Source organism: Micromonospora sp. NBC_01796 (assembly GCF_035917455.1).
Classification (GTDB): Bacteria; Actinomycetota; Actinomycetes; order Mycobacteriales; family Micromonosporaceae; genus Micromonospora_G.
This window is the reverse complement of the sequence record NZ_CP109078.1, coordinates 6593597-6611501: the sequence shown is the minus strand read 5'-3', so window position 1 is coordinate 6611501 and position 17905 is coordinate 6593597. Positions and strand designations below refer to the sequence as shown.

14 protein-coding genes are annotated in these 17905 nt (G+C 72.1%); 6 read left to right on the top strand and 8 right to left on the bottom strand.

Going from position 1 to position 17905, the window contains the following annotated elements; all coding sequences use genetic code 11:
- Window positions 1–175 precede the first annotated feature (175 nt).
- Window positions 176–745 carry a Pycsar system effector family protein gene (locus tag OIE47_RS29615; RefSeq protein WP_326563279.1) on the bottom strand — a complete coding sequence of 190 codons (570 nt, stop codon included), beginning with the start codon at window positions 743–745 and terminating at the stop codon, window positions 176–178.
- Between the two features lie 196 nt (window positions 746–941).
- On the opposite strand from OIE47_RS29615, the gene OIE47_RS29610 reads away from it, so the two are divergent.
- From OIE47_RS29610 to OIE47_RS29600, 3 genes are read left to right on the top strand one after another with little or no spacing between them, the layout of a single operon-like run.
- Window positions 942–1889 (top strand): hypothetical protein, encoded by a 948-nt coding sequence (locus tag OIE47_RS29610; RefSeq protein ID WP_326557805.1) that lies wholly within the window; start codon window positions 942–944, stop codon window positions 1887–1889.
- 2 nt (window positions 1890–1891) lie between these two features.
- A complete protein-coding gene (locus OIE47_RS29605) occupies window positions 1892–5140 on the top strand; it encodes a CHAT domain-containing protein (RefSeq protein WP_326557804.1) in 3249 nt (1082 codons plus the stop codon).
- Complete coding sequence (locus OIE47_RS29600; protein ID WP_326557803.1) at window positions 5137–6486, top strand: hypothetical protein; 1350 nt, start codon at window positions 5137–5139, stop codon at window positions 6484–6486. Before OIE47_RS29605 ends, OIE47_RS29600 begins: the two co-directional genes overlap by 4 nt.
- Here OIE47_RS29600 and OIE47_RS29595 read toward each other — a convergent pair.
- Complete coding sequence (locus OIE47_RS29595; protein ID WP_326557802.1) at window positions 6479–7123, bottom strand: winged helix-turn-helix transcriptional regulator; 645 nt, start codon at window positions 7121–7123, stop codon at window positions 6479–6481. The two genes, OIE47_RS29600 and OIE47_RS29595, sit on opposite strands and share 8 nt — an antisense overlap.
- Window positions 7124–7235: 112 nt before the next feature.
- Here OIE47_RS29595 and OIE47_RS29590 point away from each other — a divergent pair, with 112 nt between their 5' ends.
- Window positions 7236–7757 carry a pyridoxamine 5'-phosphate oxidase family protein gene (locus OIE47_RS29590; protein ID WP_326557801.1) on the top strand — a complete coding sequence of 174 codons (522 nt, stop codon included), beginning with the start codon at window positions 7236–7238 and terminating at the stop codon, window positions 7755–7757.
- A gap of 69 nt (window positions 7758–7826) precedes the next feature.
- Here OIE47_RS29590 and OIE47_RS29585 read toward each other — a convergent pair whose 3' ends face one another.
- Complete coding sequence (locus OIE47_RS29585; RefSeq protein ID WP_326557800.1) at window positions 7827–8804, bottom strand: hypothetical protein; 978 nt, start codon at window positions 8802–8804, stop codon at window positions 7827–7829.
- Window positions 8805–9187: 383 nt separating this feature from the next.
- Here OIE47_RS29585 and OIE47_RS29580 point away from each other — a divergent pair, with 383 nt between their 5' ends.
- A complete protein-coding gene (locus OIE47_RS29580; protein WP_326557799.1) occupies window positions 9188–11554 on the top strand; it encodes a hypothetical protein in 2367 nt (788 codons plus the stop codon).
- 7 nt (window positions 11555–11561) lie between these two features.
- Here OIE47_RS29580 and OIE47_RS29575 read toward each other — a convergent pair whose 3' ends face one another.
- The 3 genes from OIE47_RS29575 to OIE47_RS29565 form a co-directional block, all read right to left on the bottom strand.
- Complete coding sequence (locus tag OIE47_RS29575; RefSeq protein ID WP_326557798.1) at window positions 11562–12110, bottom strand: carboxymuconolactone decarboxylase family protein; 549 nt, start codon at window positions 12108–12110, stop codon at window positions 11562–11564.
- A gap of 4 nt (window positions 12111–12114) precedes the next feature.
- A complete protein-coding gene (locus OIE47_RS29570; protein ID WP_326557797.1) occupies window positions 12115–13179 on the bottom strand; it encodes a cobalamin-independent methionine synthase II family protein in 1065 nt (354 codons plus the stop codon).
- An 85-nt stretch (window positions 13180–13264) separates the two neighbouring features.
- The gene (locus OIE47_RS29565; protein ID WP_442792194.1) at window positions 13265–14467 is read right to left on the bottom strand and encodes a hypothetical protein; all 1203 of its coding nucleotides are present in this window, start codon (window positions 14465–14467) and stop codon (window positions 13265–13267) included.
- 145 nt (window positions 14468–14612) lie between these two features.
- Between OIE47_RS29565 and OIE47_RS29560 the strand changes: the two genes are divergently transcribed.
- Window positions 14613–15989 (top strand): asparaginase, encoded by a 1377-nt coding sequence (locus OIE47_RS29560; RefSeq protein ID WP_326557795.1) that lies wholly within the window; start codon window positions 14613–14615, stop codon window positions 15987–15989.
- On the opposite strand, the gene OIE47_RS29555 is transcribed toward OIE47_RS29560, so the two are convergent.
- Window positions 15986–16837: an ABC transporter ATP-binding protein gene (locus tag OIE47_RS29555; protein ID WP_326557794.1), complete on the bottom strand. Its 852-nt coding sequence runs from the start codon at window positions 16835–16837 to the stop codon at window positions 15986–15988. The genes OIE47_RS29560 and OIE47_RS29555 overlap by 4 nt on opposite strands.
- The gene (locus tag OIE47_RS29550; RefSeq protein ID WP_326557793.1) at window positions 16834–17901 is read right to left on the bottom strand and encodes a FecCD family ABC transporter permease; all 1068 of its coding nucleotides are present in this window, start codon (window positions 17899–17901) and stop codon (window positions 16834–16836) included. The genes OIE47_RS29555 and OIE47_RS29550 overlap by 4 nt, the downstream gene beginning before the upstream one ends.
- Window positions 17902–17905: the final 4 nt, after the last annotated feature.

Below are 17905 nucleotides of genomic sequence, written 5' to 3'. Positions count from 1 at the left end.
CTCACACTCCCGCAGCCGGTCACGCGACGGTCGACCGGTATGCGGCCCGGTCGACCGGCGCTGACTACAGGTTCTCGGCAGGACGGCAACGGCTCCGCATCAAAAGACGGGATTCGTCGGTCAGGCAGCGGATCCCGTCGGTCGGACACCCGACAGCACGACCCGGAGGGACGACTCAGCCCTGCCAGGCGAGGAACACCTGACCGCTCAGCGCACCCAGCGCGAGCAGGAGCGCGACGATCGACACCTGAAGGAATCGGTGTTTGCGCCAGTTGAGCCGGCTCATCACGACCAGTTGCCGGGAGAGCATCTGGTTGTGATCGGCAAGGGTCAGCCGGTCCAACCGACGCCCGAGGGCCGGCGGCGACCAGAGCCGAAGGTGTCCGAAGTAGACGAGGTTGTCGCGGTACTCGATCCGGTGCCGGCGGGGTGAGCCCAACCGGGGCGCGATCGTGACCGCGGTCAGGACCATCGCCACCACCAACGTGACGATCCCGGCGAGGCCGAGGTAGCGTGGCCAGCCGTCGGTGGCCGCCGCGGAGAGCCAACCCTGGGTCGGCACCGACACGACGATCGTGCCGCCCTCGAAGGCGAGCAGGATCGAGGCTTTCACGTCGAGCTGGGCCGTCCAGGACTCCTGCGCCGCATGCACCTGCCAGGCAAAGTTCTCCCCCGGTCCCGGCTCCGCCCGGACGCCCGCGGCTGCCCGGCGACGACGTACCTGCTGTCTCGCCCGTCGTCCCATCACCGTCCGAGCATCGCACCGACGACGGGTCGGGATTCCCTCAACTGAGCGGATCGCGCGAGCGGGCTTCTGCTTTCCTGACGGCAGGGGTTTCCCGACCGCATTCGTGACGGCACGGCTACGCCGAACGCCCGGACTCCCATGCGGGACGGCTTTCCTGATGCGACGTGACGGCCCGTTCGGCGGAGGTGGCGTGATGAGACGGCTGGTCCCGGATGGTCCCGCCCGGGTGGACACCCACGGCACCGCACGGGCGAGGCCGGGTCTGTACCGGATGTTGCAGGGCACCGGGTGGTGGCTGCACCCGGACGGGCGCCTGCTCGTCGTACCGCGTCCGGGACTCGCCCGGGACGACCTCTTCCCGCTGCCGGGCATGCACCGGCCGGAGGGTCCCGGCGTACGCTTCGTCGCCGCCCGGAACAGCCCCGACGGCTCCGCCCGAGCCTCGATGGCCGGCGGGATCGCACCGGCCGACGGGGCACTGCGGCTGACCGCCGAGTACCACATCCAGACCCTGGTGCACGACGAGCGGGTCACCCTCACCCAGCTCCTGCGTACCGAGGGACCCGGCGCCGGTACGGGTTTCGGGCGGGTTGGCGGGATCCCCCTACCGGCCGTCTACCGGGTGGAGCTGACCGGGGTCACCGACGGGGTCGCGTTCCGTTCCGTCGTCGCGGAGCTGGCCCTGCTCCCGCCGACGAGTTCGGAACTGCTCGAGGTGACGCTGTTCGGCGAGGACATCGGCGTGATCGGCGACATCAGTTGGCTCGCCGCCACCGCCGACAGCGGTCGCGAGGACATCGGGCGGTACACGCTGGATCTGACCGGTGGGCGGCTGCGGGCCGAACTGTCCGCCCCGCACGCGGGCGTTTCCACCGTCAGTTGGACCGCGCCGACCCCGGTGCCGTCCGGCCTTCACCTCGACTGGGTGCCGCCGCCGCTACCGGTGTCGGCCCGCCGGGCGATGATGGCGCTGCACTTCACCGGGACCCTCGTCACCGGCGAGGTACGGGCGAGCGGCCTGCGCGACGACCGGGTGGTCGACTACCGGGCGGAGGTGCAGGGGACCCTGGTCGCGGATGAGCCGGACGACCCGTACGAGGCGTTCGAGCGCGCCTGGCAGCCGCCGGACCTGAACGGGTGAGCATGGACGCGGTGTACGTGGCCGAGGTCGTCGACGGGCGTACCCTGCGCCGGTCGTGGTCGGCGAACCGGCTCCGGGCCCAGTGGGAACCCGAGCCGGAGCCGGTCGCCCCCGAGGCCCGGTACGAACTCCGGCCCGACGGCACCGCCCGGATCCGGGCCGCTGACCTCGACCTGACCGGCCGCTGGTGGCAGCACGACGGCGGGACCGTGGAGGTGTCCGCCGCCCGCGCCGGGACCACCCTCGACGCGCTGCTCGCACGCGGTGCTGACCGGTCAGGCGAGCGTCTCGAGCTGGCCGCGCTCCTCGTTCGATCGACACTGGACGGTCCGGTGGTGACCTGGCTGACGCAGACACTTCGGCCGCTCGACGCCGTCGGCACCGAACCGCCGCCCGGCCCGGTCACCGAGCCGTGGCCGTTCGAGGTCCTTCGGACCGCCTCGGCGGCACACCCACCGCGTACGCCGTTCGACCTGCTGATGCCGGTGTTCGACCTGGAACTCGTCGGGCTGGACCAGGCAGGGTCACCATCGCCCGCCGAGGCGGTGTTCACCCTGCCCGACGGTCGGGGCCGGTTCACCTTCACCCTGGCCACGGCGGGTCGCGGCGATGGGGACCAGCTCTGGTGGTCGCTGGGCGACCTGGACCCCGAGACGTTCGCCAAGGCCACCCCACTGCGGGTACGGCGGACCGTCGCCCCGCTCCCGACCTGGTACGACGCCGAGCACCGGTACGAGCCGACAACAGCCGAACTCACCCTCCGGTTCGACCCCGACCACCTGGTCCTCTCCGGCGAACTCGGGATCGTCACCGACCGGAACGAGCAGCGGCAGATCACCTTCACCGGCCCGGTACGCGGACACGACGTCGAGCGGTACCGCCGTTGGCTGGCCCGACCAACGCTCAGAGGACGGTGGCTCCCGGTCGACGACCCGACCGGACCGATCACGGTGGAGTCGGTGCCCGACGGCAGCGACCCGGACCGGACCGGTTGGTCCACCCCGTCCGGTGCGACGGTGCTGCGTCTGTTGCCGACCATCGGGCTCGCCGTGGGCCTGGCGCCCTCGCGGGAGGGCTGGCGGGCGGTGGTGCTCCAGCCGCCGGTGCCGGACACGACGGGTCCCGCCTCCCTTCGACGGCTGGCACTCGACCTGTACAGCACCCGACGGCCGGCACAGGCGGCTCCGCTCGCGGCGGCGGCCGTCGCGCGGTACCGGGCGGTGCTCACCGACGCGCCCGGCACCCCGGCGGCCGATCATGCACTGGGTGACCTCGCCCTGCTGGTCAACCACCAGATCGTCGGCGCGTTCGCGCTGCGTGACCATCCCGCCCTGGTCGAGGCGCTCGGCACCGCCGTCGAGATCCAGCAGCGGTACGCCACCGCCCCGCCCGGACTCACCCTGCTGCTCCGGCTCGCCACGGACACCGCCGAACTCCTCGACACCCAGGCCGATCTGCTCCGCGCGCTCGCCCCGACGCACTCGACCGACTTGGTGCAACCCACCGACAGGGCGGGGTCGATTCCCTACGATGCCGTGGCGGTCGTCGCCGGTTGCGCGGCCACCCTCCGGGACCTGGTCGCCGCCGCCGCCACGGCCGCGCTGACCGACCCGGCGACCATCGCCTCCGCCGGCAACGCCTGCATCACGGTCCTGGACACGACCTCCCGACGACTGCGCCACCTGGCCGGGGAAGCGGCACCGGACCAGCCCGCCACCGACGCCCCGGCCCTCCGCCGCTCAGCCGGCACCGGCCACCAGCACCGGACCGACACGGCCGGGGTGCTGCGTACCACCGCCGAGATCGCCGAGAACCGGCGGTCGGCGCTGCACCGGGCGCGGGTGGCCCGCAGCACCGAGCACGTCCGGCGCGCAACGCCCGCGGCGGTCGGCCCGCTGACCGGGTACGCCGAGCGCTGGCGGGCGTTGCTCGACCGGGACTGGGACAAGATCTTCGCGGCGGAACGGGCGCAGCCGTTCTTCGCCCGGCTGGTCGACCTGCTCACCGATCTCGGCGCACACCGGGAAGCCCTGGTGGCGAGCGAGCAGAGCCGGGCCCGAGCCTTCGCCGACCTGCTGCACCGTACCGGCGACGATTCCACCGGTGGGACGAGCCCCGGCACCGCACCGGCTCTGAACGGCTCCACCCTGCGCGGCATCCTCCGCGCCCATCGACGCACCGTGGTCGAGTATTTCCTGCACGGGTCCCGGCTGACCGTCTGGACCGTACGCGGCGACGGCGAGCCGGTGACCGCCGTACGCGTGATCGACCCGGACGCCCTCGCCACGGACGTCAACCGGTTGCTCAGCCTGGCCGAGGAGACCGATCTGGGTCCCGCCGACCGGCCGGAGATGCTGGACATCCTCGCCCGCCTCGGGGCACTGCTGTGGGAACCGGTCACGGCCACGCTGCTTCCCGCCGATCCGGACGAGCCGGTCACGGTGGTCCCGCACGGGATCACCCTCCGGGTGCCGTTCCCGGCCCTGACCGGACCGGACGGAAGGCCGCTCGCCGCCCGGCACGCGATCGAGCTGCTGCCCAGCCTCGCGGTACTGGGCGGGCTGCGGGAGCGGCTCGATCGCCGTCCGGCTCGGGAGCCACGCCTGCTGGCCCTGGTCAACCCGCAGCCGATGCCACCGGTGCCGTACGGCTCCGGCACCCTCCCGGCGCTGACCGCGACCGAGCGGGTGTTCGGTGCGATCAGCCGCCACTACACCGCGGGCGTCGACGTGCGGTACGGCAACCAGGCGAGTCTGGCCGCCCTGCGCGCACCGGGATCCCCCGCCGACGTGCTCTACCTGGCCACCCACGCCGACGCGGAACTGGTCGAGCTGCCGCCGGCACCGGACCAGCTCGCCGGGTCCGAGGCGCGGATGCCGTTCGTGGCGCTGGCCGGTACGGCCGACCACGACGGGATCGTCCGCATGCGCGACCTGCGGCAACTGCACCTCGACGCCGACCTCGTCGTGCTCTCCTGCTGCCGAGGTGGACGCGGTGCCGTGGCCGCCGACGGCATCATCGGCATGACCAGGGCTTTTCTGTTGACCGGACCGACCAAGCTGCTGACCAGCCTCTGTTCGGTAGGAGAGGAGACAAGCATGGAAATCATGTACGGCTTCCACCGGGAGTGGCTCGGCGGTGGGCGCCCCGTACCGGCCGCTTTTCGCCGGGCCCACCTCGAACTGATCGAGGACCATCCCGACGACCCGGAACTGTGGCTGGGGTTCGTCCTGTTCGGAGCGAGCGCATGACCGGGCCGGTTCAGGGCGAGGGCGTCACCACCGCACCCGTCGCCGCGCCGGCCGTCGACGACCCGCTCGCCCGGCTGGACCTCTGCGACTTCGAGCAGATGCTCGGCGGGGACACGGTCCGACCGATCCGGCAGGGCGCGATCACGTTCGGCCGGCCGCTGGCGTACGAGATCGGTCTTGAGGTCTTCCCGGCCGCGTTCCGGGAGCTGCGCGACGCCCGGAAGTGGCGATACGTCCGGCTGGTCCTGCCGTTCGCGCTGGAGGCACGGGCGCAACGGCAGGAGTTCCTGGACGTCACGATCCGGCTCCGCCGGGCCGGGCCGGAAGCGATCGGGCTGGACCTGGAGCCGCCCCGCCCGATCGGTCCGGGCGGACTGCCGGCCGTGCTCGGCGCGGTGCCGATCCCACTGCACCTGCCGGCCGCACCGGGCGGTCCGGTCCTCGCCGGCACCATCGCCGTCGAGGTCAACGGGTACGGCAGCGACTCGCTCGGCTGGTCGTTGCGCGACGCGGAAGGCGGCCCGTTGGCGGACGGGAGTTACGTGGTGGCGGCCGTCCTGCGGATGCCACCCGGTGCCACGACGGTGTCCGGAGAGCTGTCCGCCCTGGCCTCCCTGCGCTGGCCCTACCTCGGATCGATGCAGCTCAGCCGGCCGAGGACCCGTCACCCGGAACAGTTCTCCACCCCGATCATCCTGCTCGACCCGGACGGATCGCCGACGCCCGCCGTCACCGTCCCGGTCCACAACGGCCCCTCCACGATCGGTACGGGCACCACCAGGCTGTGCCTGGCAGCGGACGCGGAGGCGTACAGCTCGCGGGACGTGCACGGCCAGCTCGCGCTGCAACGCCGGTTCGTCGAGGTCCTCGACACCGCCGCCCGGTACGCCGGCCTCGACCGGGGACTCTGGCAGTGGCAGGAACAGGGCGACGGGCAACTGGTCCTGCTCCCGCTCGGGCTCGACGAGCCACGGGCGGTCGCCGACCTCCTGCGCGAACTGGCGGTCGCGCTGCGGCACCTGAACCGGGACCTGCGCGACGACGCCCGGCTGCGGCTTCGGTTGGCGATCCACACCGGGCTGGTCTACCCCGCGCACAACGGCTACGCGGGCGACGCCGTCATCCACGTGAGCCGGCTGCTGGACAGCACCCCACTCCGTACGGCGCTGCGGGAGGCGACCGGGGCGGACCTGGTGGTGGCCGTCTCCGCGATCGTCTACGACGAGATCGTCCGGCACGAGCCCCGTGACCTGCGCGCCGATCGGTTCCGTCCGGTGACGGTGGAGATCCCGAGCAAGGGGTTCCGGGCCGACGCCTGGATCGCGGTGGCCGACGCGACTATGTGAGGGCGGTCGGCTGGGGTGGGGGCGTGAACGGGGCCATCAGCAGATCGGTGAGGCGCCGCTGGGCATGCAGGTCACCGCTCAGCCGCAGCGCGCCGGAATCCAGTGCCGCCCCCAGGGTGATCCGGTGGTCGCAGACCGCCCGGAGCGTGTCGATATCGGTGGTGAGCGTCGCGTCCGGCGGCCCGGGTGCCGTCTCGCGACGGATCCGAACCGAGTCGTCGGCAACCTCGGCGACGTACGTGTCGGCGTCGACGCGGAACTCGTAGACGCCGCCGAGGTCCGCCGCCCGAGCCGGGTCGACGGCCGCCCTGATGCTGAGCAGCAGGGAGTCGATGCCGAGTGCGCCTTCGGGCAGCGGTGGGGCCTGGCTTCCCCAGCGTCCGAGCTGGAGCAGGAGGGGCTCCAGGGCGCGGCCCCATTCGGTCAGCTCGTAGAGGCGGACGCGGGTCGGCGGACCCAGGTCCCGCCGCTGGACGACGCCGTCCTCGGTCAGCTCCCGGAGCCGTTGGCTGAGCACGTTCGGGCTCACGCCGCGCAGGCCGCCGAGCAGGTCGTTGAAGCGCTTGGGGCCGAGCAGGAGGTCGCGGACCACCAGCACCGCCCACCGCTCGCCGAGGACATCGAGTCCACGCGCCACACCACACGGATCCCCATAGCTACGCACGCCGCCCATGGTCCACAGGCTACCGCAGATCCTAATCTAGGAGTTATGCTTGTTCTACAGGAGCTGTTCCTCTAGCTTGACTTCCATGAGCCTCCCCAACACACGAGCCGCGAGCCTGCCGCAGGGTGACGTGAGACTGCTGGACACCCCGCTGGCGCAACGCCTGCTCACCATGACCGCAGTGGCCCGTCTGGCCTACACCGGCAGGGACGGGACACCCCGGTTGATCCCGGTGAACTACCTGTGGACCGGCGAAGAGGTGGTCGTCGGCGCGTTCGCCGGCACGTACAAGATCCGGGACCTGCGGGTCCGACCGGACGTGGCGATCTGCATCGACACCGCCGACGGTCTTCCGCAGGTGCTCACCCTGCGCGGGAAGGTCACCCTGGCCGAGGTCGAGGGCGTCCTCCCCGAGTACGCCACCATGCAGCGCGCGGGGATGGGCGAGGAGGCGGGCGACGCCTACCTGGAGGCGATCGACAAGCCCGGCCTGCGAATGGTCCGGATCGGCCTGCGGCCCACCTGGGTCGGAACCCTCGACTTCCAGGAACGGTTCCCGGAGATGACACCCGAACCCGTCCGGGCAGCCCTCCTCGCCGGCGAATAGCCGGCGCAGCCGAGGTCCCGACCGTCGCCCGGCTCCTGGTGACGGTCGGGACCTCGACGGACACCCGCGTCAGTCCGGCACCGTGGGAGCAGGAAAGCCGGTCGAGGATGGCAGGAGGTCCTGGTCGGGCAGGACCGCCAGATCATCGGCACGGGCCGACTCGGCCGACCTCGCCCGGTCGAGCCAGATGCGATAGCCGACCGGAGGGCCGGACCTTCCCCACAGAGCACCGGTGATGGTGGCCGTACGTCCCACGTGCGGCTGGTGGAGGAGGCGGACCCGGGTACCGGGTGCATGTCCGTCGTCGGCGACGATGAGCAGCGTGTCGAGGATCTGACCGACCCCGACGAGCGGCATGCCCTCCACGTAGACCTCCCCCGCCCTACCCATCCGGGGCGTCATCATGGTGTGCAACAGCGCGGCAAGCCGGATCGACTCCTGCCGGATCTGCCAGTCCGCGTTGCGCTCCGCCGCGGCCAGGGCCCTCTCGACCGCCGACCACAGCTCCGCCGGCTCCCGGTCGAGCAGTCCGCGCGCCTCACGGTCCAGCTCGGCGCAGGCCATGTCCACCGCGGTCTCCTCCCCCATCTCGGCGATCCAGACCAGATCACCGACGGCTGGCAGCAGCCCCGGCGACTCCGCCGCGACGACGACGTACAACATCGCGAGCAGTTCCTCGCGACCTCCGCCGTGATAGAGCGGGCCGACACCCGTACCCCGCCGTCCCCGTGTCGGCGGGAAACGCTCGACGAGGTGCTGGGCACGGCCGTCCGGCAGGGCCGCCGCCCGACGGGTGTCCGCAACCCGTTGGTCGAGGGAACGCCGCTCGCGACGCTCGATCACCAGCCGCCGGTGCGAGTCGGAGCCGACCGGATAGATGGTCCGCCCGTAACTGGAGAGAGTCTCGCCGGGTGCCAGCCCGGCCGCTTCGAGTTGCCGGGCCGCGATCGAGTACGCGACACCGGTGCGGGCCGCCTCCCCGCGGATCGCCCGCTTGCGGGCACGGCCGGGTCGGGGAGACCGCCGGGGATTCTGCTCATCGGTCATGACGCCTCCGGTGCAGCCCCACGCCCCGCACCGAACGGGCGGCGTGACCGGCACGCCGAAGCTCGACAACAGTCGCGCGGAGTCGGAGACTCTTGGCCCCTTCATGTGGCCAGGCGTGGGCTGTCACATCGGGCGCAGGCAGGCGCACTGCCGACGCCCACGATATCTCGTTCCCGAGCGATCCGAATGGACGGTCACCGGTTCCCGACCGGTCCGCCAACCCGCACGGCATGTTCTGATCCGTCGGGACGGGCTGGCTGGCGTACCGCGACACCGCCGGCCCCGGCGTGGCCGCCGGCCGGGAGATCACCTGACCGGCCGGTGGGCGCGGCCGGCCGTTTTCCGGTAGTGGGCGGTGACGGCCGGCTGTCACACTTCGAGACATGCCGCCGGCCGAACGCCTACGACTGTGGCCAGTGGTCGGTCTGGCCACGCTCGGGTTCCTGCTGATCGGCGGGGCGGTGCTCGCCTTCACCCTCGCCGCCGGCAACAGGGAGGCGACCGGGATCGTCATCTCGGTGGTCACGGCGATCGTCACCCCCCTGATCAGCGGGCTGGTGGCGGTGCTGTGGCGGCACCGGCGGCTGCACGGGCAGGACGACGGCGACTCCCTCGCCCTGGCCGCCGACGCCCTCGCCAAGGCGCTGCGGGAGCAGTGGGAGGAGGCGGCAACCGATCGACGGCTGTACCGGCCGGCGCCGATCCCGGTCCGCTGGGCCTGGTCGACCCGGCCGGTCACCGGGCGGATCGAGGACGCGGTCGCCGACCCCGAGGGCCTGTCCCTGGGTCGGTTCGAGCCGCTGCCGGGCGTCGAGACCGTGACCGCCGAGATGATCGAGGCAGGTGGGCTGGCGCAACTCTTCCGGATCTACGCCGGGTTGAGTTCCGGCCGGCTGGTGATCCTCGGCGATCAGGGCGCCGGCAAGACCGGGGCCGCGATCCTGACCCTGGTCGAGGCGCTGCACCAACGGCGCCGGCTCGACCCGGACGTACGCCGGCGGGTGCCGGTGCCGGTGCTGCTCACCCCGCAGAGCTGGGAGCCGCAGCAGCAGACCCTGCGGCACTGGCTGGTGGGCCGGCTGGTCAGCGAATTCGCCTTCCTGAACGCACCGAAGTACGGACCGAACGCCGCCGCCCGGCTGGTCGACGAGGGCCTGATCGCCCTCTTCCTCGACGGTTTCGACGAGATGGCAGCCGAGTCCCGGGCCAGCGCGCTGGAGTCGATCGACGAGCAGGCAAACTTCCGGCTGGTGCTGCTGACCCGCAGCGACGAGTTCACCGAGGCCGTACGCACCGGGCACCTGCACGACGCGGCGGCACTCGAACTGCGCCCGCTGCCGGCCACCGTCACCGCCGACTATCTCGCCCGATGGCTGGTGAACGACCCTCCCCCGGCCTGGCGACGGCTGCTGGGCCGGCTCCGCGAGCAGCCGGACAGCCCGCTCGCCCACGCCCTCTCCTCGCCGCTGACCGTGACCCTGCTCCGGGACACCTTCGTCGACCCCGCCGAGGTCGACGAACTGCTGGCACCGGAGCGCTTCCACGAGGCGACCGAAATCGAGGACTTCCTGCTCGACCGGGTGCTGCCGGCCGCGTACCGGCCCCGCCCCGGCAAGCCGGTGGGTCCGTACGACCTGGTTCGGGCCAGGCGCTGGCTCGGACACGCGGCAGCCCAGATGACCAGCCACAACACCCGTGACCTCGCCTGGTGGCGGATGCACCGGTGGGCGTCGGCGCCGGTACGGATCCTCGCCACCGTGCTGTTCGTGGGCCTCGCCGCCGGGGCGACCGCCGCCGTCGTCGCCCGGTTCACCGAGGAACTGGGCGAACGTTCCACCATGGACCCGTTGCCGGCCACCGTGATCGGCCTGGTGCTGGGGCTCGCGATCGGGCTGGCCGTCGAGCGCCGGGAGTCCCCGGTGGGCGGCTTCTCCGGATCCGCGGGCTCCCGGTTCAGCCTCGGCATGGGACTGGTGTCCGGGCTCGCGGTCGGGATCGCCACCGTACTGACCGTCGGCCCGAGCTTCGGCGCCGTCACCGCGCTCACGGTCAGCGTCGGCGCCGCCCTCGCCGCCGGGATCGCGACCGGAATCGCCTCCGGGATCGGGATCAGGCCGACCGGATCGGCGCTCGCACCGCAGTCCGGGCTCGGGCGGACCATCCGGGCCGGGCTCACCCACGGGCTTCCGGCCGGACTCGCGACGGGGTTGCCGATCGGGCTGGCGACCGGCGTACCCGTCGGTCTCGCGTACGGGCTGCCGACCGGGCTCGGCACCGGGCTGGTCATCGGGCTGGCCTTCGTACTCGCCTTCGGGCTCATCGACGGGTTCTCGGCGGCGTCGCTGGACGTCGCCGCACCGATCGACCCGATCACGGCATGGCAGCAGGACCGGCGGCGGGGCCTGTCGGTCGGCGCGATCTTCGGACTCGTGGTCGGCTTCGCCGCCGGATTCACCGACGCGATGGCCACCGTCCGGCACGACCCGCTCCCGGTCGCCGCCGGGGTCGGGATCATCACCGGAATGACCCTCGGGTTGGCGACCGCGGTCGCCGCCACGATCACGGTGTCCAGCACCTGGCGGACCGGGCTGCTGTTCCTGCAGCTCTGGGTCCGGGGAGACGGTCCCGTACGGGGGATGCGGTTCCTGGAGAACGCCCACCAGCGGGAGATCCTGCGGGTGGTGGGTTCGGTCTACCAGTTCCGGCACGCCCGACTACAGGACCGGCTCACCCAGACCCGTCAGCGGTGACGGCTGCTCAGACTCCGTACCCGATCGTGACGATCCGTTCGGCGGACGCGGGGTAGTACGTCGCCGGATCGGCCGGTACCAGGGTGCCGAGCCCGTCGACGTACCGGTTGAACATGCAGAACGCCGCCGCGATCAGGACCGTGTCATGGATCTCCAGATCGGTGGCTCCCTCGGCGCGGGCGGCCTCGACCAGGTCGGGGGTGACCTTACGGCCGCTGTTCTGCACCGCCCCCGCGATCCGCAGCAGCGCACGCAGCTTCGCCGACACCGGCGCGCTGTCGAGGTCGGCCCGTACCTGGTCGACCAGGGTCATGCCCTCGTCGAGTTGCCGGGCGGCGAACGCGGAGTGCGACGAACAGCAGAAGTCGCAGTCGTTGAGCCCGGAGACGTAGGCCGCGACCAGCTCGCGCTCACCGGTGGTGAAGGTGTCCGAGCCCTGCCGGAGCAGCACCTCGGCCAGTTCGTTGAGCGGCTTGGCCGTCTCCGGACGGTACCGCATCGGGCCGGTGATGCCCGGAAACTCACTCTCGTCGATACCCAGATTGATGTGCGCCACGTTGTCACACTCCCAGTTCTCGTGCGGCCAGTTCGGTGCCTTCCACCCGGGCGCGTACCTTCGCCCAGGCCGTTTCTCGCGAGGTCGACAGGTCGTCGCCGAACGGGGCGAACCCGCAGTCGTCGCAGGTGCCGAGCCGTTCCGGCGGGATGTACTCGGCGGCCCGCAGCACCCGGTCGCGGACCTGCCGGGGTGTCTCGACCACCGGGTCGATCGGGTCGATCACCCCGACGAACACCCGCTGGTCCGGACGGACGTGGGCGGCGATCGTCGCCAGTACGCGGTCCGGTTCGGACTCGCTGGCGAGCTGTACGTAGAAGACTCCCGCGTGCAGGGCGAACAGGCTCGGCAGCAGTTCGGCGTAGTCGACGTCGAGGCTGTGCGTCGAGTCCTGGTCGCCACCGGGGCAGGTGTGTACGCCGATCCTGGCCCGCTGCTCGGGGGTGAACCGGTCCAGCACCCGGTTGTTCAGCGCCACGAACGAGTCGAGGATGCCCTTGGACGGGTCGAGTTTGACCGACAGCCGCCCCTCGGTGAAGTCGAGTTGGACCGCGTGGGCGCCCGCGTCGAGGGCGCCCCGGACGTCCGCCTCGGCCTCGTCGACCAGGTCGTCGAGGAAGGCCTCCCGGTCGTAGCCGGGGATGCCGGCCGCGGGGTAGAGCAGACTCAGCGCCGACGGCGCGATCACGGCCTGCTTGACCGGGGCGGTCGCGTGCCGCTGGGCGGCGCGCAGGTAGCCCTCGGCGCGGGTCGCGTACCGGAACGGACCGGTGGTCAGGCTCGGCAGCGTACGGGTGTGGCCGTCCGCGAACGGAATGACGACACCGTCGCCGGCCAGTTCCGAAGACCCGTGTACGGGGTAGGTGGCGAAGCTCGGTTTGCGCTGCTCGCCGTCGGTGACGACGGGTGAGCCGAGCGCCTCGAACCGGGTGATGGTGTCCCGGACGGCGTCGTCGTACAGGGCGTCGAGCGCCTCGCGCCCGATCCGCCCGGTCTCGAAGTCGGCGATGCCGGCGAGCAGTGCCGGCGGTCGGGGAATGCTTCCGATCGGTTCGGTCGGGAGACTCATGCATCCGAACATAGAGACGCGTGGCCGGCCGCCATAGTTGAATTCTTGCTGTTTTCCTTTCCCTTGCGGTATTCCGCCGCGGAGATCAGCTCAATGTCGATCCGGTGGTGGTCGGCCGGCTCGCACCGAGGAAGAAGATCCCCGGCAGGCCCTGGGTTTCGAAACCGTCACTCGGATTCCGTCGAAGGGTGGACTTCTCGATCCGCATCGTTCCGCTGCGATCGTTGCTGACGAAGAAGACCGCGCCGCCGCCCTCCTTCGCGTGGTTGTTCTCGACGATGGTGCCGGCGATCCGTACGGTGAAATTGTTGCCGTCGCAGTAGATCGCCCCGCCGCTGCCCCCACCGGGTGTGCCGCCGCGAGCGGGGTTGGCCCCCTGTCCGATCGCCTCGTTGTGGCTGAACACGCTGTTGAGTACCACCCAGGAGACCCCGATGCTGCTCAGCGCGCCACCGTTCGAACAGGAGCCACCCTGACCGGCGGCACCACCGAAGGTGCTGTCCACCACGTACACCGGTTTGCCCTGGTACTGGCTGAGCACCCGGACCGCGGCCCCGCCCAGGTCCGGCCCGGTACGGTCGCACCGGTTGCGGACGAAGCGCGAGTTGACCACCTTGAACTGCCCGCCCCGGACGAAAACCGCGCCCCCGCCGCCGCCCTCGGTCTTCTCCCCGGTGGAGTTGCCGTCGGCGAACGTCAGGTTCTGTACGGTGAGCTGCGGGTGGTCCTGGTTGTCGCAGTGCGACGTGGTCCACCCCTGCGCCTGGTCGCAGGTGTTCAGGTAGAGGATGCGGCGCTTGCCGCCACCGCTGAGGGTGACCTTTCCACCGCCGTCGAGCACCACTCGGGGACCGTTCGCGTTCCTGACCTTGGCGGTCTCGGTCAGGGTGATGGTCACCGGGTCCGGGCCGCAGTCGAAGGTGATGATCCCGCCGGCCGCGACCGCCGAGACGACCGCTCTGCTCGTGCAGCTCGCGGGTGTGCCGGTGCCGATCCTGCGGGTCGGGCGGCTGGTGTCCACCGCGCGGCCCTCGGCCGGGACCGTGGCACCGCCGCCGGGGTTGCCCGCCCGTGCCGGCACCACCGCCGCCCTGCTCGGCGTGCTCGACGGGCTACCCGTCGGTGCCGCGCCGAGCCCGTCGCTCGTACCCGCCTCCGGACCGGCCGCCGCCGCACTCCCGTTCGGTGCGGGCGTGGGCGACGACGGGTCGACATCGGCCGTACGCCCGCAGCCGGGCAGGAGGGCGACGGTGACACCGACGGCGAGCAGCAACGATCCAGTCTTGATCCGCACCCGCACAGGCTAGAGGCGCACCCGCCGGGAGGCGAGCCAGCCGGCGGGGACGAGGTGAAATCGATGCTTAACAAGATCGAAAACTCTGACTCGGAGGATGCGGTTTCCCCTTCCACCGCACCCCACCGCGGAGGCCACCATGTCCGACCCGAACATCCCGTCCGAACCGACCGTCGGCTCCGAGCCGATCGTCGGCCCCGGAACGACCGTGCACAGCACCGCCGAACCGGTGTCCCGGCCGCGACCGGCGCCGTGGCGGCTCGGTGCCGTACTCACGCCACTGCTCAGCGCGACCCTGGGCGCCGCCCTCGTCCTCGGCCTGACCACCCAGGTCGACTCCGCCGAGGCGGGAGCACCCCCGGCCGGCGCGGTGACCGGGGTGCAGGCGCCCACCGGGATCGTCAGCGTCGCCTACACCGAGGCGCTCGCCACGGCGAAGACCCGCAAGCCGAAGGTGACCGTGATCGGCACCGGGGGCACCATCTCCGGCGTCGCCACCTCGCGGAGCAGCTTCACCGACTACCGGTCGGGCCAGATCGCGATCTCCAGCATGGTCGGCCAACTCCAACCGGAGATCGGTCAGGTCGCCGACGTCAGCACGGTGCAGTTCGGCAACAAGGGCTCCGGCGGTTACACCATGGCCGAGTTCCACGCGCTCACCCTCGCCGTGCAGAACGCGCTCAAGTCGGCCGACGCGGTGGTGGTCACCAGTGGCACCGACACGATGGAGGAGTTCGCGTACTGGCTCGACCTGACCGTGCAGAGCCGCAAACCGGTGGTTATCACGGGTGCGATGCGGCCGTGGGCGGCGGTCACCCCGGACGGGCCGCAGGTGATCGGCGCGGACGGTCCCGCGAACCTCTACAACTCGATCGTCCTGGCGGCCAGCCAGACCACGTACTGCTACGGCACCGTGCTGCTGCTCGGGGACGAGTTCCACGCCGCCCGGGACGTGACCAAGACCAACTCCAGCCGGATGGACACCTTCCAGAGCCGGGAGTTCGGCGTACTGGGCTGGGTCGACGGGCCGAACATCAAGGTCGGGCGGGCACCGGCGCGGGTCGACGACTGCGACCGTACCCGGGATTGGCTGACCCCGTTCGACCTGTCCCGGATCCAGCCGACCGCGCTGCCCCGGGTCGAGGTCGTCTACAGCTACCAGCAGGCCGGCGGTGAGGCGATCAGCGGGTTCGCCGCCGCCGGGGTCAAGGGCATCGTCACCGCCGGCACCGGCGCCGGTGGGCTGTCGTCCGCGCAGAGCAGCGCCCGGACGGCCGCCGCCGCGCAGGGAGTGGTCTTTGTGAGTACGACGCGGACCGGCTCCGGTTCCGTCTACGGCAGCAGCACCACCGCGCCGATCATCGCCGGCGACGACCTGCTGCCCCAGAAGGCGCGGCTGCTCCTCCTGCTCAGCCTCGCCTTCGCCCCCACCAACGTGGACCGGGTACGGGACTGGGTGACCACGCTCGGCAACCCGGAGTGGGACACCGCACCGAACGGCAAGCCGAAGGACTAGTCACCGGCTTCGGGACCGGCGGCCGGCGTACGGGGGCGACGGAAACGTACCCTCGGCCGGCCGTCGGATCCGATGCTCACCTCGGCGTCCGCCCGGTAGACCGCCAGCAGGCGCTCCGGTGTGAACACCTCCGCCGGGGTGCCGGCGGCGGCCACCCGTCCGTCGTGCAGCAGGACGATCCGGTCGCAGTACTGGGCGGCCAGGTCGACGTCGTGCAGGGTGACCACCACCGTCATCGGTGACGCGGCGAGGAAGTGCAACAGTTCGAGCTGGTGCCGTACGTCCAGGTGGTTGGTCGGTTCGTCGAGCAGCAGCAGGTCCGGCTCCTGGAGCAGGGCGCGGGCGATGTCGACCCGCTGCCGTTCGCCGCCGGAGAGCCCGGACCACCGACGCCGTTCGAACCCGGCCAGGCCCGCGTCGGCCAGGGCCCGGCGGGCCAGGTCGAGGTCGGTCGCGCTGGTCGCCGCCAGCCGGGGCCGGTGCGGGATCCGGCCGAGCAGGAGTACGTCCAACGTCGACATGTCCACGTCCGGGCTGACCTGCTGGTGCACCACGGCGATCCGGCGGGCGAGCCGGCGGCGCGGCAGGTCGACCAGCGGCTCCCCGTCGAGCAGCACCCCTCCGGCGTCGGGCCGACCCAGCCCGGCGAGCAGCCGGAGCAGGCTCGACTTGCCGGACCCGTTCGGGCCGAGCAGCCCGACCGTGCTGCCGGGTACGGCCCGCAGCGCCACCTCGTGCAAGATCCGCACCCCACGCACACCCCAGTCGACCTCCCGGGCGACCAGGTCGGCACCACTGTCGACGTCCCGCCCGGTCAGCTCGGCACCGCTGTCGTCGGGGCGCGTCACGGTCGGCTCCGGCGGCGCATGACCAGGGCGAACACCGGCACCCCGATCAGTGCGGTCAGCACACCCACCGGCAGTTCCTGCGGACTGAACACCGTCCGGGCGGCGGTGTCGGCCCAGATCAGGAAGACCGCACCGGTGACCACGCAGGTCGGCAGCAGGATCCGGTGCTGCGCCCCGACCAGGAGTCGGGCCGCGTGCGGGATGGTCAGCCCGACAAAACCGATCGCCCCGCTCGCCGCGACCAGCACGGCGGCGACCAGGGCCGTGGTGCCGAACAGGACGAGCCGGGTACGGGCCGCGGCGAAGCCGAGGGACTCGGCGGTGTCGACGCCGAAGGCGAAGGCGTCCAGCGCGGGGGCGTACCACCAACAGGCGAGGAAGCCTGCGCCGGTGACCACGGCGGCCAGGGTCACCGCCGGCCAGGACGCCGCGGTGAGCGAGCCGAGCAGCCAGAAGGTGACGCTGCGGGTGTTCTGCACGCTCGCGTCCGAGACCACGATCAGGCTGGTCACGGCGCTGAAGAGTTGGGAGACCGCGACACCGGCGAGCACGATCCGGCTCGGTTGGGTCCACTGCCGGCCGGCGAAGAGCAGCACCGCACCGAACGCGGCGGCACTGCCCAGGAACGCCCCGGTGGACAGCGGAACCGAGCCGACCCCGAGCCCGAGTACGAGCACCGCGACCGCACCGGTGCTGGCCCCGGACGAGATGCCGAGCAGGAACGGGTCGGCCAGCGGGTTACGGGTCAACGCCTGCAACACCGCGCCGCAGAGCGCCAGCCCACCGCCGACCAGCCCGGCCAGCAGGACCCGGGGCATCCGCAGGTCCCAGACGATGCTGTCGGCCAGCCGGGGCAGCGGTCGCACCGGTACGCCGAGATGCGCGGCCACTGTGCGTACCACGTCGGCTACCGACAGGTCGGCGGTGCCGATGGTGACCGCCGCCGCCGCGCTCAGCCCGAGCAGCACCAGACCACCGGCGAGGACCGGTCCGGCGAGTCCACCGCCCGGCCGGGCGGTGGCCCGGGGCCGGGGCGGGTCGGCGACTCCTGCCGACCCGCCCATCCAT

Bases quoted from the DNA above. Each gene is read 5' to 3' on its own strand.
- OIE47_RS29615 (WP_326563279.1), bottom strand. From the start codon at position 745: ATGGGACGACGGGCGAGACAGCAGGTACGTCGTCGCCGGGCAGCCGCG.
- OIE47_RS29610 (WP_326557805.1), top strand. From the start codon at position 942: ATGAGACGGCTGGTCCCGGATGGTCCCGCCCGGGTGGACACCCACGGC.
- OIE47_RS29605 (WP_326557804.1), top strand. From the start codon at position 1,892: ATGGACGCGGTGTACGTGGCCGAGGTCGTCGACGGGCGTACCCTGCGC.
- OIE47_RS29600 (WP_326557803.1), top strand. From the start codon at position 5,137: ATGACCGGGCCGGTTCAGGGCGAGGGCGTCACCACCGCACCCGTCGCC.
- OIE47_RS29590 (WP_326557801.1), top strand. From the start codon at position 7,236: ATGAGCCTCCCCAACACACGAGCCGCGAGCCTGCCGCAGGGTGACGTG.
- OIE47_RS29585 (WP_326557800.1), bottom strand. From the start codon at position 8,804: ATGACCGATGAGCAGAATCCCCGGCGGTCTCCCCGACCCGGCCGTGCC.
- OIE47_RS29580 (WP_326557799.1), top strand. From the start codon at position 9,188: ATGCCGCCGGCCGAACGCCTACGACTGTGGCCAGTGGTCGGTCTGGCC.
- OIE47_RS29570 (WP_326557797.1), bottom strand. From the start codon at position 13,179: ATGAGTCTCCCGACCGAACCGATCGGAAGCATTCCCCGACCGCCGGCA.
- OIE47_RS29560 (WP_326557795.1), top strand. From the start codon at position 14,613: ATGTCCGACCCGAACATCCCGTCCGAACCGACCGTCGGCTCCGAGCCG.
- OIE47_RS29550 (WP_326557793.1), bottom strand. From the start codon at position 17,901: ATGGGCGGGTCGGCAGGAGTCGCCGACCCGCCCCGGCCCCGGGCCACC.